This is a genomic window from Enterobacter cloacae complex sp. P16RS2, from assembly GCF_014982155.1.
Lineage (GTDB): Bacteria > Pseudomonadota > Gammaproteobacteria > Enterobacterales > Enterobacteriaceae > Enterobacter > Enterobacter cloacae_M.
The window spans coordinates 130,433-146,774 of sequence record NZ_JADCKW010000007.1 but is presented as its reverse complement, the minus strand read 5'-3'; the positions used below and the strand labels follow the sequence as shown (position 1 = coordinate 146,774).

Annotated in this window: 15 protein-coding genes; 2 read left to right on the top strand and 13 right to left on the bottom strand. The window is 56.3% G+C overall.

What is annotated here, in order from left to right; all coding sequences use genetic code 11:
* A complete protein-coding gene (locus INF68_RS03770) occupies positions 1-1,437 on the top strand; it encodes an SDR family oxidoreductase (RefSeq protein ID WP_109846000.1) in 1,437 nt (478 codons plus the stop codon).
* A 92-nt stretch (positions 1,438-1,529) separates the two neighbouring features.
* Positions 1,530-2,543 carry an NAD(P)-dependent oxidoreductase gene (locus INF68_RS03765; RefSeq protein WP_063439202.1) on the top strand — a complete coding sequence of 338 codons (1,014 nt, stop codon included), beginning with the start codon at positions 1,530-1,532 and terminating at the stop codon, positions 2,541-2,543.
* A gap of 78 nt (positions 2,544-2,621) precedes the next feature.
* On the opposite strand, the gene INF68_RS03760 is transcribed toward INF68_RS03765, so the two are convergent.
* The 13 genes from INF68_RS03760 to gspE form a co-directional block, all read right to left on the bottom strand.
* On the bottom strand, positions 2,622-4,451 hold the full coding sequence (locus INF68_RS03760) for a chitinase (protein ID WP_126786631.1): 1,830 nt from the start codon (positions 4,449-4,451) through the stop codon (positions 2,622-2,624).
* Between the two features lie 143 nt (positions 4,452-4,594).
* Complete coding sequence (gene iagB / locus INF68_RS03755) at positions 4,595-5,047, bottom strand: type III secretion system invasion protein IagB (protein WP_029739471.1); 453 nt, start codon at positions 5,045-5,047, stop codon at positions 4,595-4,597.
* Between the two features lie 133 nt (positions 5,048-5,180).
* Positions 5,181-7,949 (bottom strand): glycosyl hydrolase family 18 protein, encoded by a 2,769-nt coding sequence (locus INF68_RS03750; RefSeq protein ID WP_126786630.1) that lies wholly within the window; start codon positions 7,947-7,949, stop codon positions 5,181-5,183.
* 259 nt (positions 7,950-8,208) lie between these two features.
* Positions 8,209-9,006 (bottom strand): A24 family peptidase, encoded by a 798-nt coding sequence (locus INF68_RS03745; RefSeq protein WP_193525256.1) that lies wholly within the window; start codon positions 9,004-9,006, stop codon positions 8,209-8,211.
* A complete protein-coding gene (gene gspM, locus INF68_RS03740) occupies positions 9,003-9,488 on the bottom strand; it encodes a type II secretion system protein GspM (RefSeq protein ID WP_126786628.1) in 486 nt (161 codons plus the stop codon). The genes INF68_RS03745 and gspM overlap by 4 nt, the downstream gene beginning before the upstream one ends.
* Positions 9,485-10,630, bottom strand: a complete 1,146-nt coding sequence (gspL, locus tag INF68_RS03735) for a type II secretion system protein GspL (RefSeq protein WP_126786673.1) — start codon at positions 10,628-10,630, stop codon at positions 9,485-9,487. Before gspL ends, gspM begins: the two co-directional genes overlap by 4 nt.
* A 15-nt stretch (positions 10,631-10,645) precedes the next feature.
* On the bottom strand, positions 10,646-11,665 hold the full coding sequence (gspK, locus tag INF68_RS03730; RefSeq protein WP_109845995.1) for a type II secretion system minor pseudopilin GspK: 1,020 nt from the start codon (positions 11,663-11,665) through the stop codon (positions 10,646-10,648).
* Positions 11,662-12,342: a type II secretion system minor pseudopilin GspJ gene (gene gspJ, locus INF68_RS03725; RefSeq protein WP_126786627.1), complete on the bottom strand. Its 681-nt coding sequence runs from the start codon at positions 12,340-12,342 to the stop codon at positions 11,662-11,664. Before gspJ ends, gspK begins: the two co-directional genes overlap by 4 nt.
* Positions 12,335-12,718: a type II secretion system minor pseudopilin GspI gene (gene gspI / locus INF68_RS03720; protein WP_109845994.1), complete on the bottom strand. Its 384-nt coding sequence runs from the start codon at positions 12,716-12,718 to the stop codon at positions 12,335-12,337. Before gspI ends, gspJ begins: the two co-directional genes overlap by 8 nt.
* Positions 12,711-13,196 (bottom strand): type II secretion system minor pseudopilin GspH, encoded by a 486-nt coding sequence (gene gspH, locus INF68_RS03715; protein ID WP_109845993.1) that lies wholly within the window; start codon positions 13,194-13,196, stop codon positions 12,711-12,713. The genes gspI and gspH overlap by 8 nt, the downstream gene beginning before the upstream one ends.
* On the bottom strand, positions 13,196-13,645 hold the full coding sequence (gspG, locus tag INF68_RS03710) for a type II secretion system major pseudopilin GspG (protein WP_126786626.1): 450 nt from the start codon (positions 13,643-13,645) through the stop codon (positions 13,196-13,198). The genes gspH and gspG overlap by 1 nt, the downstream gene beginning before the upstream one ends.
* 2 nt (positions 13,646-13,647) lie before the next feature.
* Complete coding sequence (gene gspF, locus INF68_RS03705) at positions 13,648-14,856, bottom strand: type II secretion system inner membrane protein GspF (RefSeq protein WP_109845991.1); 1,209 nt, start codon at positions 14,854-14,856, stop codon at positions 13,648-13,650.
* Positions 14,856-16,334, bottom strand: coding sequence for a type II secretion system ATPase GspE (gspE, locus tag INF68_RS03700; protein WP_109845990.1), 1,479 nt, complete (start codon positions 16,332-16,334; stop codon positions 14,856-14,858). Before gspE ends, gspF begins: the two co-directional genes overlap by 1 nt.
* Between the last annotated feature and the right edge of the window lie 8 nt (positions 16,335-16,342).

Below are 16,342 nucleotides of genomic sequence, written 5' to 3'. Positions count from 1 at the left end.
GTGCCGCAACGCATTCTGGTGCTCGGCGCCAGCGGGTACATCGGTCAGCATCTCACCGCGGCGTTAAGCCAGCAGGGACATCAGGTGCTGGCAGCGGCACGCAACACCGAACGCCTGCAAAAACTCAGTTTGCCTGGCGTTACCTGCCACAGCGTTGACCTCAACTGGCCGAAGGAACTTCCCGCCCTGCTGGAAGGGGTCGACACGCTTTACTATCTGGTGCACAGCATGGGCGAAGGCGGGGATTTTATCGCCCACGAGCGTCAGGTGGCGATGAACGTTCGCGACGCCCTGCTGCAAACCCCGGTGAAGCAGGTCATTTTTTTAAGCTCGCTCCAGGCGCCCGAACACGAGCAATCCGATCACCTGCGCGCCCGCCAGCTGACGGCTGAAACCCTGCGCGGGGCGAATATCCCCGTCACCGAACTGCGCGCCGGGATCATCGTCGGCGCAGGCTCCGCCGCCTTCGAAGTGATGCGCGATATGGTTTACAACCTTCCCGTACTCACGCCGCCTCGCTGGGTGCGCTCGCGCACCACGCCGATTGCGCTGGAGAATTTGCTGCATTATCTGGTGGCCCTGCTGGATCACCCGGCGGAGCAACACCGCGTGCTCGAGGCGGCAGGTCCTGAAGTGCTGAGCTATCAGGAGCAGTTCGAACATTTCATGCGCGTCAGCGGCCGCCGCCGCTGGCTGATCCCCATCCCCTTTCCGACCCGCTGGATTTCGGTGTGGTTTTTGAATGTGATCACCTCGGTGCCGCCGACGACCGCCAAAGCGCTGATCCAGGGGCTCAAACATGATTTACTGGCGGACGATCGCGAACTGCGGGCACTCATTCCCCAGGGCCTGATCCGCTTTGACGATGCCGTGCGCAATACGCTGAAAGAAGAAGAGCAGCTGGTGAACTCCAGCGACTGGGGTTACGACGCCCAGGCGTTTGCCCGCTGGCGCCCGGAGTACGGCTATTACCCGAAACAGGCGGGCTGCACGGTGAAAACCCGCGCCAGCCTGGCCGCGCTGTGGGAGGTGGTGAACCAGATTGGCGGCAAAGACGGTTATTTCTTCGGCAATATCCTCTGGCAAACGCGTGGAGCAATGGATCTGCTGGTGGGGCACAGGCTGGCAAAAGGCCGCCCGGCACGCCCGTATCTTGAGGTTGGCGACGCGGTCGACAGCTGGAAGGTGATCATCGTCGAGCCGGAAAAACAGCTGGCGCTACTGTTCGGTATGAAAGCGCCGGGGCTGGGGCGACTCTGCTTTACCCTCAAAGACAAAGGCGACCATCGCGAACTGGACGTCCGCGCCTGGTGGCATCCGCACGGAATGCCGGGTCTGTTCTACTGGCTGTTGATGATTCCCGCCCACCTGTTTATCTTCCGGGGGATGGCGAAGCGGATTGCGCAACGGGCAGAACAAAAGACGGAAAAGATCTAAATAAAACTCTCTTTCTTTCACCTTTCCCATTGCATAGCGCCGTAATTCACGAAAGAATGCGCACGAAATTCTTTTCAACACAGTGGATTGATATGAAGGTACTGGTTACCGGGGCGACCAGCGGCTTAGGCCGAAATGCGGTCGAATTTCTGCGCAACAAGGGCATCAGCGTCAGGGCTACCGGTCGCAACGAAGCGATGGGAAAACTGCTGCAAAAAATGGGCGCGGAGTTCGTCCATGCTGACCTGACGGAGCTGGTCTCCTCGCAGGCGAAAGTGATGCTCGCCGGTATCGACACGCTGTGGCACTGCTCCAGTTTCACCTCCCCATGGGGTACCCAGGAAGCCTTCGATCTCGCCAACGTGCGGGCAACCCGCCGTCTGGGCGAATGGGCCGTCGCCTGGGGCGTGCGTAACTTTATTCATATCTCGTCACCGTCGCTCTATTTTGACTATCACCACCATCGTGACGTGCAGGAAGATTTCCGCCCTGCTCGCTTTGCCTGCGAGTTTGCCCGCAGCAAGGCGGCCAGCGAAGAGGTAATTGACCTGCTGGCACAGTCGAACCCGCACACTCGTTTTACGGTCTTACGTCCGCAGAGCCTGTTCGGGCCGCACGACAAAGTGTTTATTCCGCGTCTGGCGCAGATGATGCACCACTACGGCAGCGTGCTGCTGCCGCGCGGCGGCGATGCGATGGTGGATATGACCTATTACGAAAACGCCGTTCACGCCATGTGGCTGGCAAGCCAGCCGGACTGCGATAAGCTCATCTCCGGTCGCGCCTACAACATCACGAACGGCGAACCCTGCACGCTGCGCAGCATTGTGCAGCGCTTAATTGACGAGCTGCAGATCGACTGCCGCATCCGTTCAGTCCCTTACCCAATGCTGGATATGATTGCCCGCAGCATGGAGCGTTTTGGCAGTAAATCGGCCAAAGAGCCTGCGCTGACGCATTACGGCGTATCGAAGCTTAACTTTGATTTCACGCTGGATATTTCGCGGGCGGAGAACGAACTTGGGTACAAACCGATCGTGACGCTGGATGAAGGGATTACGCGTACGGCGGCGTGGCTGCGGGATCACGGGAAGCTTCATCGGTAGATCGGGTCCTGCATTTTTACGATGAGAAAAAAAACGGCAACCCGAAGGTTGCCGTTTGTCATTTTACTGTTTTGCTGATTACAGCGCAGTCCACGCGTCCTGCCATGCAATCCCTTTACCTGGCTCGTAGTAGGATGGCGCGTTATTGCACCAGCCGCTGTACGGATAAGGTTTGCACTGGAACAGCTGGCCGCGGTTGTTAACGATATCGCCTGCTTTCCATTTGGTTTTGGAAGTCCAGGTCGGGTAAGTCCCGGTCTGGCCGCCGTTGGTCTGCTTAGCCTGTACGTTCAGCGTATAGGTTGTGGTGCTGCTCAGCTCGCCGTCGCTGACGGTAAGGTTGATCGGGTACTGCGTCGCCGCCGCCACTTCCGGTGCATTGAACGTAATAATCGCTTTATCATCGCCGCTTACGGTCTGGCCGTTCGGAGCCGTCCAGGTATAAGTCAGGTGGTTACCGTCTTCGTCAGTCGAGCCAGACGCGTTCAGAGAAACAGATTTCCCCGCTTCAACCGCCCCCACTGGACCGGCGATTTTTGCTACCGGCGCATGGTTTACCGGCGCTGGCGTATTATCATCCGGAGCCGGGGTGTTATCATCTGGCACCGGCGTGGTATTGCCTTCGTCCGTTGGGTCGACAGGGGTCGGCGTCGGAGCTGGCGTGACGCTACCGCCGTCGGAAGTCCCGTCTTCACCCACCACGTTGACGTTGAAGTAATGCTTCACGCATTTGGTGTAGTCACCCTCTTTAAAGGCGCTGAATGGCGTCTGGTAACCCACCAGCTGGCAAGAGTAGGTCTGGCCTGACGGGGTATCCGCGCTCCATCCCCAGTCCTGTTCCCAGTAGATCTTCAGCGCGCCGGCACCGCCTTCGTCGAACTGCTTCATGTTGGCGCAGCCCAGCACTTCGTTAGACGGAACAGGCACTTTCAGGTAGTTGGCAAACTCTTTGTAGTATTTGATACGGTTTTGAGACTGGGCGATCTCAGTCGGGCCACCGCACTCCACGCCGCCGTTGATGATCTGCGTGGTCACGCCGAAGCCCGGTACCAGACCATTCGCCTTATCGTGATCGTTCGGCTGCCAGGTGCCATCGATAACCTGCAGCATGCTCGGTTTTGGCGGCTGCGGGTAGGCGAAGAAGAAGATCGCGGAAGCAAGGTTCAGCCAGGTGTCCGCCACCAGCTCAGGTTTGTCCAGCAATACGCGGACGTCGCCGTACATCGCTTCAGAGAACGGGCCGTAGTTGTAGTTATAGGAGAGCTGTTTCGCACCGCGACCAAAGTAGCTAACGAAATCACCATCTTTGTCTTTACCGCACGGCCAGGTCTGCCCCTGCCAGACATCTGGGTTACATTCGCCGTTATAGCCACCCTTCTGACCTTCGCTCCAGCCCATCTCACGCACGTAAACCAGCGCCTGACGCCACTCGGCTTCCGGACGCCAGGACTCGTGGCCGCCGGTTTCCTGCGCGAAGTGCGCGAACATGGTTGCCAGAGACTTACGGCAGATGGCATCGCTGTTACGACCATCGGTATAGGTCTGGCACAGCGCCGGGAATTTACCGACCGCTTTCAGGAAGTTGCTGTAGGTATATTCTGGCGCACGCAGTGGGAAGAGGTATTCCCAGTCGCTGGCCTTGATAATCCCTTCCACGCGCTTGACGTTTTCCGGGTTTGTCGATTTACCCGGCTCAATTTGTTCCACCAGGCTGTTGTCCAGCGTGCGAATGGTTGACTTCACTGAAGCCATCAGCGGGAAGTTGGTCAACTCCTGCTCTTTCTTCTGCAGATCGCTGGCCTTAACGGTGTAAGGTTCGCTGCTGGCCTGCAGCTGGGTTGCCTGAGCCATAAACGGTGCAACACATGCGCCCGCAATAAGAACACTGAGTAATGTCCTTTTGTTCATATTCAATGGTCCTCTTAAGGATATTAAGGGTCTATAAAAGTTAATTTGTTTCGCGGTTTATTTATTAATCATTTAATAAATAAACCCGGGAGCAGTTTTCGTTTTATGAAGAACACCAGTCGGTACTCTTCAAAAAATAAAAATCAATAATAATAACGGTTACGGGTGCTACGTTTTAACTTCTGATATTTATTCCAGACCTTACGGGCATAGACCATGCGCTGCGGGTAATTCTCTTTTTTCAGACCCGCGTTATAGGCGCCGACCGCCTCCCAGTTATAGCCATAAACTTTAATCATTCCGGATAATATCGATGCGCCAACCATAATCGAGGTGCAGGGCTCGGTAATTAACCGGTACTCATTAATGCCTTTTCGCTCCAGCTCGGAAAAATGTGAACTGTTAATCTGCATCAGGCCGACATCACGCGTGCCATCATTATTCTGTCCAATCGCGTTGGGATTCATTCCCGATTCAACATTAGCAATGGCATACAACAGATAAGGATCCACATGATAATAACTGGCGGCTTTATCCCAGCAGTTGGCAAAGACGCTATGGCTTATTATCAGCAACAATAAAAATAACGTTTTCATTTTCAGTCCGGCTCTTTTTCATTGTCTCCTTACGCGCTTATTGCTCTGTTTCCTGATTTACGGTCCACGTCCGTTGCGGGACGTGGACCGTGATCGCGGGCAAGTTCCTTACCCGCATCGTTATGGCAGTGACTTACTGGCAGTCAGTCGCAGGGCCTTTTTTCACCCATACATCGCTGCTATCTGGTTTATCACCCTTCGTCCACCATTTCGCGGTGTAGGTGTAACCATTGTAGGTAGTGGTATCGCCGCCGTTATAGACCACGTCGGAGCGCCAGTTGAATTTCACCTGACTGACCAGCTCCCATGCATCCACGCCGAAGCCCGGCTGGTTGCCCTGAGTCCAGTATTTTGCTTTCCAGACCAGGTTGTCGAAGCTGACGGTATTCCCGGCGTTGTAAACCTTGCTTGCGCTCCAGGCAGCATACTTACTGGCATTGGCATCAACAGGGTTATCGCAGCTATTGGTGGCAGAACCTTCGTCAGACGGCGTATTGCCTTCATCGGATGGGGTGTTACCTTCGTCAGACGGCGTGTTGCCTTCATCGGCAGGGGTGTTACCTTCGTCAGACGGAGTGTTGCCTTCATCGGAAGGGGTATTGCCTTCGTCAGACGGAGTTTCCGCTGCTTTAGGCGTCACGGTTACCTGGACATTAGTCTGTACGCTGGTCTTGCCATCGTTCACTACCACGGTCAGGGTGTAGGTAGACTCCGTGTCCACGTCCGGGGCGGTGATGTTCAGGTTTGCAGTATCTGCACCTGTCGCCTGCATATCGGCAGGAACGCTCCAGGAGTAGGTCAGCGCATCGCCATCTGGATCGTTGGCCTGAGCGTGCAGAGAGTAGTTCTGGCCCGCTTCCAGGGTAACGGCTTCCATCTGGTTAACCACCGGTGCCTGGTTCGCTTTCGGCGCCTTGTTCACAACCTGAACGTCAGCGGTGCTGCTCAACCCTTTCGCGTCAGTTACCGTCAGGCGGAACGCCAGAGTCTGGTTACTGGTAACCGCTGCAGCGTTGAAGGTCGCTTTCGCTTTGGTGCTGTTGGTGATGGTCACCGACGGGCCTGAGATCTGCGTCCATTTGTAGGTGATGGCATCGCCATCCGGATCGGTGGAGGCAGAACCATCCAGCGTCACGGTTACCGGACCGGTCACCGTCTGGTCAGCCGCCGTTGCCACCGGCGCATGGTTGGTCACCACAGGATCAACCGGCGCGGCACCACCGCTGGTGAGACTTTCATTCATCGCGTTCAGAATGTCTCCGGTATCGGAGTCGATAGACCAGGCAAACAGACCGCCCAGGTTTTTCGCCAGCACATACTGGCCTTTCGCCGTTGCGGAACGCGCGTCTTCATAGGTGATCAGATCACCGGTATTTTTGTTAAACAGGTATGGCGCTTCTGCGGTCGCGTCATAATTGTATTCCCAGCCTGGTTTGCCTTTGTAGTCGTTAACGATCTGACGATAGTCAACCACGCCCGGCTCCCAGGTCCCTTTCACCATGCCCGTTGCCGTGCCGGTGAACGGGTTGTTATTGCTGTAACCGTGAACGCCGGTCCAGCCGCGACCGTACATGGCCGTCCCCACGACAATTTTGCCGGGCTGTACGCCCTGTGCCAGCAGCGCATTCACGCCGTTTTCGGTGGTGTAATTAGTATCCGGTTTGTTCGCCGGCGCACGCAGTGCCGCCTGATGACCCAGATCGGTGTTGCTCCAGCCGCCGTAGAAGTCGTAGCTCATCAGGAAGATATGATCCATGTACTGCTGGGCAGCGGTGTAATCAACGTCTTCAATTTTGTCGCTGCCTGAACCGATTGCTGAGGTCAGTTCAAAGGTACGGCCGGTTTCGGCTGACAGTTCATTCATCATGGTGCGCAGTTCGCGCATCAGTGCGGTATACGTCTCTTTATCCTGCTGCGGGTTGCCCAGCGTTTCGTTCTGACCGCCGCCGCCAGGGAATTCCCAGTCGATGTCTACGCCGTCGAAGAATTTCCAGGTTTTCAGGAAATCTTTTACGGACGCGACGAAGCGCGCGCGGATCGCCGGGTCGTGCATTTTGAAGAACGGGTCAGACAGCGTCCAGCCACCGATAGACGGCAGCACTTTCAGCCCTGGATTGGCTTTCTTCATCGCCATCAGCTGGCCGAAGTTGCCTTTGTAGGGGTCGTCCCAGTTGCTGACGCCAGCCTGAGGTTTCTGCAGGGCGGCCCAGGGGTCGTGAATCGCCACCTGGAAGTCCTGACGGCCCGCACAGGCGCGTTTCAGCGCTTCGAAGCTGTTACCGCCTTCGATGGTTTTCAGGCTGTCGTTGATGCCATCGCCGCCGCAGATCGGAATGAAGCCGTACAGAATGTGGTTGAGGTTGGCGGCCGGGATTTTATCCACCGGGAAATTACGGTCATAAACGCCCCATTCAGGGAAATAGGCACCGACCACTTTATCGGTGTGCTTAGAGAGGGTTTTATTATTTTCCTGCATGGTGGTGTTGAGCGGCAGCAGATGGCTACCGTCGGTATCCGCGACGATAATCAGTTTGCTGGCGCTGGTGCTGCACCCGCTGGCGTTGCAGAGCTCAACCGTTTCCTGATAACGACCGCCTTTCTTCACTTTAAATGTCGCCGTGCCGGACATGCTGCCAGCACCGGTCCAGACGGTTTTGCCGTCGAGCAGTACTTTCGCTGAAGTCGGCGCCGCGCCGCTCCAGACGTCCCACTGCACTTTAACATCGGCGCCATCATGAACTTTGACGAGGCTGTTGTAAGCAGAAGCAGACTGATCAACTTCGACAATGGCAAATTTATCATTACCGCTGGCGATAGTTGCTTTACCTGGCACTGCTGCGAATACCGGGCTTGCAGCCGCTGCAACGAAGAGTGCCAGATATTTAGGCTTCAGAAATTTCATTATTTGATCCTGATAATACGATTTGTGAAATTAAATACCCATGCTTTTCCATTAAACATGGACGAACGTTATTTACTGATAAATTAATCGTGAACGCTTCTGGTTCACGAGAGACCTTTTTATTATTACGCCGTACCTTCCTCCACTCATAAAACATTCAACAAATCTTTTATTGCGGAGAGGAGAATACAGTGGGAAATTTATTTTCTCCTTTCATTCCCCCAATGAAAAAACTTCAAAAAAAACTTGACTAGATTATTTACAAGATGAGATACGAAACTTGCGCAATAAATACACCCATCCCGGAAAATGCAATATAGGGGCCAAAGGAAATAAGGTTATTTTTATTCTCAAAGGGCTTTAACAGACAATGTATAATAATGCCCCCCAGCGCCGCGATCAGCAAAATAGAGGGTAACGCCTGCCAGCCGCACCAGGCGCCCAGCGCCGCCAGCAGCTTAAAATCACCATAGCCTAATCCTTCCCGGCCGGTCAGCAGGCGGAATGCCCAGTAAACCAGCCAGAGCGACAGATAGCCCGCCACCGCGCCAAAGATAGCATCGGTCAGCGGTAGCGTCCGGAACAGGGCATGGAACATCAGCCCCGTCCACAGCAGCGGCTGGGTCAGGCAGTCCGGCAGCAGCATATGGCGCGCATCGATCGCCACCAGCGGCAGCAGAAAACTCCACATCACCCACAGCGCGATGAGCGCCGAAAATGACGTTGCCAGCGCGGCGCTGACGGCGAAGAAGACAGCGCTACAGACTTCCACCAGCAGCAGTCGCAGCGGAATCGCGCAATGGCAGTGGCGGCAGCGACCGCGCAGCGCGAACCAGCTAATGATGGGAATATTTTCCCACGCGCTCAGGGCATGGTGGCATTCCGGGCAGTGAGAGGCGGGAAACAGCAGATTGCCTGCCCCCTCTTCTTCCATGACCAGCGGCGGAATACGCTCGGCGACTACGCCCAGAAAACTGCCAAGGATTGCCCCCAGCGCTCCGCTCATGACGCACAGCCCCGGCAGATTCGCCTGCTGCAACAGCATTAGCGGGGTCATGCGCTTTTCGCCCAGCTCAGCGTAATGTGCGCTTTCACGTCACTCTGACGATCCACCGGCGTTAACTCGAGTTTCTCCAGGTGTATACCGGAAGAGACGTTCATCTCACGCAGCCAGTTTTGCAGGGCAGAAACGTTGACGCGCTCGACGTTAAAGGTCAGCGACTGCTCTTCCTGACGCACGTCTGTCAACGCGACGTGCACGACTTTGGCACTTTCTTCCACCACGCTGCGCGGGTTAGGGGTATTAACCACTCTGGACTGGAGGTGATTTTTATCAATTTCCTGACGCATCCAGTTCAGCGTCTGCTTCTGCTTAATTAACACGGCCTCGTTATTTTTGATCAGAGTATCGAGCGGCATCATCGCGCCGTAATAAACCATCGCACAGCAGAGTGCCCCGCCGCAGAGTTTAAATAAATTACGCTCGCGTGGGCTATAATTCTGCCAGCGGGTTTTTAACTGGGCTATTTGCGTTTTCATTTATAGCTCCCGGTAATAATGGCGGTATAAGGCGCCTCGCCGGAAATCGGCTGCATCGCAAAGTCAAAGGTTTCGGCGCTGCGGGCGACAAAATCCTGCAGGGTTTGTTTATCTATGGATTTTACATTGAGCGTCAGCTGATTTTGCGTTTCGTCATATTCCACGCTGTTGATCTCCAGAGACGGTAATGACTGCTTGATTTGATTAAGCGCTTCGAGCTGCAGGAAGATCCCTTTTTTCGCCTTGCTGATATTCTGCCCGACGTAGTACTTCAGGTTGCTGGTCTGACGCAGGGTCGGGAAATAGTGCTGCGCTACGGTGGTCATCTCCCGGTGGATCTCATTTTGCTGATGAGTGAGCATCCACGCCATACCCATGCGGGGGCCGATCAGCAGGCCGACGCAAAGCAGCATTGCCGCAGTGAGAGCGGTTTTCGCGTGACGCAAACGCGGACCGCTGGCGCTGCACCCGGAAAACTCTCCGTGCAGCATGTTGATACGACAGCCCTGCCACTGGGGTTGGATCAGCACAAGCGGATGCTGCCACGCCAGCAGTTCATCCACCTGTACCCCGTGCGGCGCATCGCCGTAGCAGCACACCTCTCCCGCCAGGCATTTACGCAACAGCAGCGGCAGCAGAACCGCATCGGCTTCGCCAGCGCTGCAGGGAGAAAAACGCAGCCAGTAGCTCTCCTCCAGGCTCACCAGCGTAGTGCCCCCTTCGCTCACCGGCAGCAGCCAGGCATCCGGCAGAACCTGAACCACCGCGAGGCCCGCCTGAGCGAACAGCGCAAGCCAGTGGCGCAGACGTTCAGCGTCGATGGCTACGGCATCCACCTCCTGTCCCTTTTTGTTCAGCACCGTCCAGTGCAGCGTCTCCACCTCGCCGAGCAACGTCTCTTCCGCCATCCACGAGAACTGCGCCGTCTGGGCGGAAAACCCTTTTTTTGGCAGGGTAAAATGACGAAAGATTGTCTCGCTCGCCGGCAGCAGCAGGCACACCTGCTGAGAAAGCGGGTGGCTGGAAAGTTCGCTCAACGCGCTCCAGCCCGTCAGATATTCCACCCGATCGTTACCGGATTCACACCACCAAATTTTGCCGTCCTCGCGGGTGTCGGGACGAATAAAAAGCACCTTTTTCATCATCTTCTACTTATCTTATTCAACCATTCGGAAGCGGCGTTGCCAGGTCACGACCTTACCCGCCTCACTGTCAACGTGAAGCTGACTGACGACGCGCAGCGTTAAATCATCGGTATTGCCGATGGTATCCACCCGAAAATAGCGAGTGTTGACCGCAACCCTGTCCTGAATCTGCGCCAGGATATCTTTGGTCTGCGGATAGGTGCTCTCCAGCACTTTGCTGAACGCCTCCAGCGATTCCCATCCCTCTTCCGGGCGTGAATCGATCAGGCGGGCAGCGTCATCCGTGTTTAACACGCCGGTAAAAACCGCCGCCAGCAGCGGCGCCTGTTCCCGTGTTAAGGTATTCACATTTAGGGTGCCATCCGTATCCGGCAAGGCGCACAGCAGCTTGCTGACCTTCGGCCACGCCTCCTGCGGAAAGGCGGGCAGCAGTCTGATTTCGTTAATGGTGCGCATCATTTGATTCGCTGGACCACGGGCGGGAGTAACGCTTGCCCAGGCGTCGGCCTCCTGGCCCTGTTTCGCCGTCACGTCGTCGGCGTCAAGATAATCCACCAGTTGCTGGTAAATCTCTTCTGCCGCCAGCGTACCGACACCACTTTCTGTCAGCAGTTGTTCGATAATCTGCTCTTTCACCGGTTTTTCCGGTAGCGCAGCAGCGTCGGCCGGCGCCGCTGGCGCGGCGTCAACGGCCAGCAGACTGTTGACGTTAAAGCAGGTCCGGGCATCTTCTACCTGACTCACCACAGTGTAATTATCCCCGTGGGTTTCCAGCGGCTGCGCCCAGTCACCTTGCGGCGACAGGCCCGCCCCTTCTGAACTGGCCGCTTTCTGCAATACGTTTTCCAGTACCTTCTGTTGACGGGCAATGGCCCAGCGCAGCGTCTGCTGGCTGACCTGATAATGCGTTTTTTGCAGGTGGCGGCAGAACTGCTGACTGATTTTCGCCGCCAGGGCGGACATCATCACCAGCAGGATCAGCACCACCAGTAGCGCCACGCCGCGCTCTTTTCGCGCTGTTTTGCCGCTCATGAACTCACTCCTGGCTGTACTGCCGTATCGGGCTGCGGGGTTGTTACGGGCTGGGCCGCATTCTCCGCTGCCGGCTGCGCCGGGTTCGCATTGGTCTCTTTTGACGCTGCCTGGATCTCAGGCATATCGCCGGGAGTGATAAAAACCCAGCGCCAGGTTTCGCCGTTTTCCATGGTCAGATTCAGCTCAACGCCGTCCGGCTGATGGGCGACGTCGGTCCATTTCTCCTGCCAGCCTTCGTGCCAGAAGCGCCATTTCAGCGCTTTCACTTCGCTTAAAATCGGCACTTCTTCCGGCTGCGCGCTGGCGGGACCATCGATGGCAGCCCGGACGTTGCGCCACAGGCGCTTGTCTCTTAACGTCCAGCGCACCCGCTCCAGCTGCACCTGGCCGCTGATGCCGTTCAGGGTTGTCATTTCCAGACCATTCGGCTGCTGAACGAACACCTCGCCGCTGTTGCGCGGCGCGCGCGCCTGCAGCTGATAAAAGTCACGCGAGAGCAGGTTGTACGTACGCTGAAGCGCCGTCACCTTTGTCGCCGCCTCGTCGCTGGCCGTCGAGGTGCGCATCGCCCCGTCAAGAATTTGCCAGGCGAGAATGCTGATCACCGCGAAGATAGCCAGCGCAATCATGATTTCCAGCAGGGTAAAACCCTGCTGACGCTGCACCTTACTCACGATCCACCTCCGGTTCGGCGAGCTGAAGCGCCACAACCGGTTGCGCATCGCTTCCTTCGCTGTACACACGAACCTCATCGGCAAAGGTATTTTCGGCGGTTTTTACCCGCTGGATATGCCAGGTCCAGGTTTGTCCGCCCATGGTTTCGGTGCCCTCCTGCTCTGCGTCCGGGAAATCGGTCTGAGCCAGCTGCGCTTGCGCCAGCTGGTTTTCCGCCACCCAGCTGGCCTGAAGCGTTTCTGACAGGCTGTGGGTGAAGCGCACGTTGAGGGTGACGGAGTTCATCAGCGCCAGCGCCGCGGTGGAAAAAATCACCAGCGCCACCATCACTTCCAGCAGGGTCATCCCCTGCTCGTTGGTTTTGCGTTTAGTCATCGTTTTCCACCACCACGGGAACAGAGCCCTGCGACGTCACGTGAAAGCGCTGCTTTTTATCCAGGCTTTCGAGGCTGAGCGTGAAGCGGCTAAGCTCGCCGTCCGGCAAAAAAATGATTTGCGGTTCATCGTTCAGCGTGGCCGCCAGCGTTCGCGGCGAGAGGGAGACATGCATCTCCTCCGGAAACTCGCCGCGGGTGGCGATCCGCCCCGCCTTTAACGGTGCCCAGTGGCGTTCGCCGTTATTTCCAACCTGTGTAACCAGCTTAAATTCTGACGAGGTCATCACCAGCCCGACAATATTTCCGTCCATTACCGCACGGTCAGAACCATATTCAACGAGGGATTTTAGCTGCTGACCAAATGTATCTGCGCCGCTGCGTGATGGAATGGTGGTGACCACCATCATGGCGCTCAGGGCGAATATCACCAGCGCCACGATAATTTCCAGCAGGGTAAATCCACGTTGCTTATTCATTACTTATCTTTTTTATCAAAAGACCAGTTGCTGATATCGTCGGCAGTATTCGCTTCTGCATCCGGTCCGGCTGAGAAAATATCGACAGCACCATGCTCACCCGGACTGACCAGAATATAGTCGTTGCCCCAGGGGTCCTGCGGCAGGCGGCGAATATAGCCGTCGTCGCGGTAGCCTTTCGGAATGGGCGCAATTTCAGGTTTGGTCACCAGCGCCTGCAGCCCCTGTTCGGTAGTCGGATAGCGATGGTTGTCGAGTTTATACATATCCAGCGAACCTTCCAGCGCCACAATATCGCTGGTTGCTTTCTGAATATCGGCTTTTTCTTTATTGCCCATTAAATTAGGCACGACCATACTGGCCAGCACACCGAGAATAACGATCACTACCATTAATTCGAGCAGCGTGAATCCCGCCTGACGCTTCAGGCTATTTTTTTTAACTGACATGATTAACCTACCATATTATTAAGTTGAAGAAGCGGTTGTAATATTGAAAGAACGATAAATAAAACAACGGTCGCCATAGTTACTACCAGTGCCGGTTCAAATACCGACAGCGTTAACGTAATTCGATGCTGTAATGCAGATTCCTGGTTTTCCGCCGCACGATCCATCAACGAGCCCAGCTCGCCGCTCTCCTCCCCGGAAGCCACCATGTAGAGCATGGTGGGTGGGAAAATTCTCGCCTGTTCCAGCGCGTTGTAGAGGGATGCCCCCTGGCGCACGGTGTCCGCCGCCTGCTCAAGCACCTGCCGGGCATAGAGGTTTTCAATCCCGTCCATCGCGATATACATCCCCTCCAGCAACGGAACGCTGCTGGCCTGCAAAATACTCAGCGTGCGGATGTAGCGCGCGCTGTTAATGGCGCAGACCAGTTTCTTCAGCGGCGACTTTAGCAACAGCCACCGATGATAAACAAATCGGTTCTTTTCTTTTTTTATCCAAAATTTAAAGCTCGCCGACGCCCCGAACAGGCCGCTGGCGATAACGATTCCCCAGGCCTGTAAAAAGTCGCTTACCGCAATCAGCGTGCGGGTGGTCACGGGCAGTTCTTGTTTCATGTGGGTAAACTGGTCGATGACCTGGGGCACCACGGCGACCAGCAGAATGGAGATCACCGCGATCGCCACCACCGTCAGGGTGATGGGGTAGACCATCGCCTGGGTAAGCTTGCTTTTCATCTTCTGGCGCTGCTCGTTGTACTCGGCGAGCTTTTCCAGCACGCCACCGAGATGGCCGGTCTTTTCACCGGCCATCACCAGGGTACAGTAGAGCTTGTCGAAGCTGCGCGGAAACTGGCTGAAGGCGTCGAACAGCGTGTGACCTTCCACAATCTTGTCGCGGATCTCGGTCACCATCGCTGCCAGGGTTTTATCTTCCGTCTGCTTCGCAATCGCCTTCAGCGCACTCTCCAGCGGCAGCGCGGCATTGACCAGCGTCGCGAGCTGTCGGGTAAACATCGACAGCACTGGAATCGACAGTTTTGCCCCTTTACGGGCGTTTTTTCCTGCCGCCGGATCGCTGATTGGGGAGATATTTACCGGCATCAGCTTCTGTTCACGCAGCATCTGGCGCACCTGCTTTGGCCCTTCGGCCTGCAGATTGCCGCGCTGCGTTTTCCCCGCGGCATCCGTCGCGGACCACGCATACCAGGCCATTACGCATCCCCTCCGCGCTCGGCGGTGACGCGCATCACCTCTTCCAGCGAGGTCACGCCGGAGATCACCTTCAGCAGACCGTTTTCACGCAGGCTGTAGGCCTCTTTGAAAAGCTGCGTTTCGATGGACATCTCATCTTTGTCTTCATGGATCGCACGCCGCATGGCGCTGTCGACCACCAGAAATTCATGGATGCCTGCGCGTCCCTGGTAGCCGCTCTGGCGACACTGTTCACAGCCCACGGCGCGATAAATCGCTTTCGGCGGCGTTTCCATAAAGGTGAACAGCGCTTTCTCATTGTCATCCAGCGGACTGGTCGTGCGACAGTGCGGACACAGCCGACGCACCAGACGCTGGGCAATGACGCCAAGCAGCGACGAACCAATTAAAAATGACTCCAGCCCCATATCACGCAGACGGGTAATGGCGCCCGCGGCACTGTTGGTGTGCAGCGTGGACATCACCAGGTGACCGGTGAGCGAGGCCTGTACCGCGATTTGCGCGGTTTCACCGTCACGAATTTCCCCGATCATCACCACGTCCGGGTCCTGGCGCAGAATGGCGCGCAGCCCGCGCGCAAAGGTCATGTCCACGCGCGGATTGACCTGGGTCTGCCCGACCCCTTCCAGTTCATACTCGATCGGATCTTCCACGGTCAGAATGTTGCGTTCATGGCCGTTAAGCGCCGAAAGCAGCGCGTACAGGGTGGTACTTTTCCCCGAACCGGTCGGGCCGGTCACCAGGATGATGCCGTGCGGACGTTCAATCAGTCCCTTTAACTTCACCAGCTCTTCGTCAATCAGACCGAGCTTGTTGATGTCCGGCTTAAGGTTGCTTTTGTCCAGCAGACGCATCACCACGCGTTCGCCGTACTGAGACGGAATAGTGGAGACACGCACGTCAATGGCCTTACGACCAATGCGCAGCGAGATACGACCGTCCTGGGGGAGACGTTTTTCGGCGATGTCCAGTTTGGACATCACTTTGATACGCGACACCAGCAGCGGCGCGAGCTTGCGCGCCGGCTGCAGCACCGGACGCAGCACGCCGTCAACGCGAAAACGAATGCTCAGGGTGCGCTCGAAGGTCTCGATGTGAACATCGGAGGCCCCCTCTTTCACTGCTTCACCCATAATGGCGTTGATCAGGCGGATCACCGGCGAGTTCTCGTCGTTATCCAGCAGATCTTCGTTGTCAGGGATCTCCTCGGTTAACGCCATAAGGTCAATATCGGCGTCCATGTCGTCCACCAGCTGCTGCGAGACGCCGCTGTTCTGCTGCCAGATGTTGGTCAGCAGTTCGTCAAACGCTTCCGCCGTCAAGATCGTCGGGGCATAGGAGCGCCCCAGCACGCGGCGCATCTCCAGCAGGGCATACGCCTGCGCATCCTCGCGGATATAAACCTCGTCGTTATAGAACAGAACCCCGTTCTCTTTCGCCCAGGTGCTGGTACAGAGCGCATTACTCATCTCGGTCATGTCGCTTG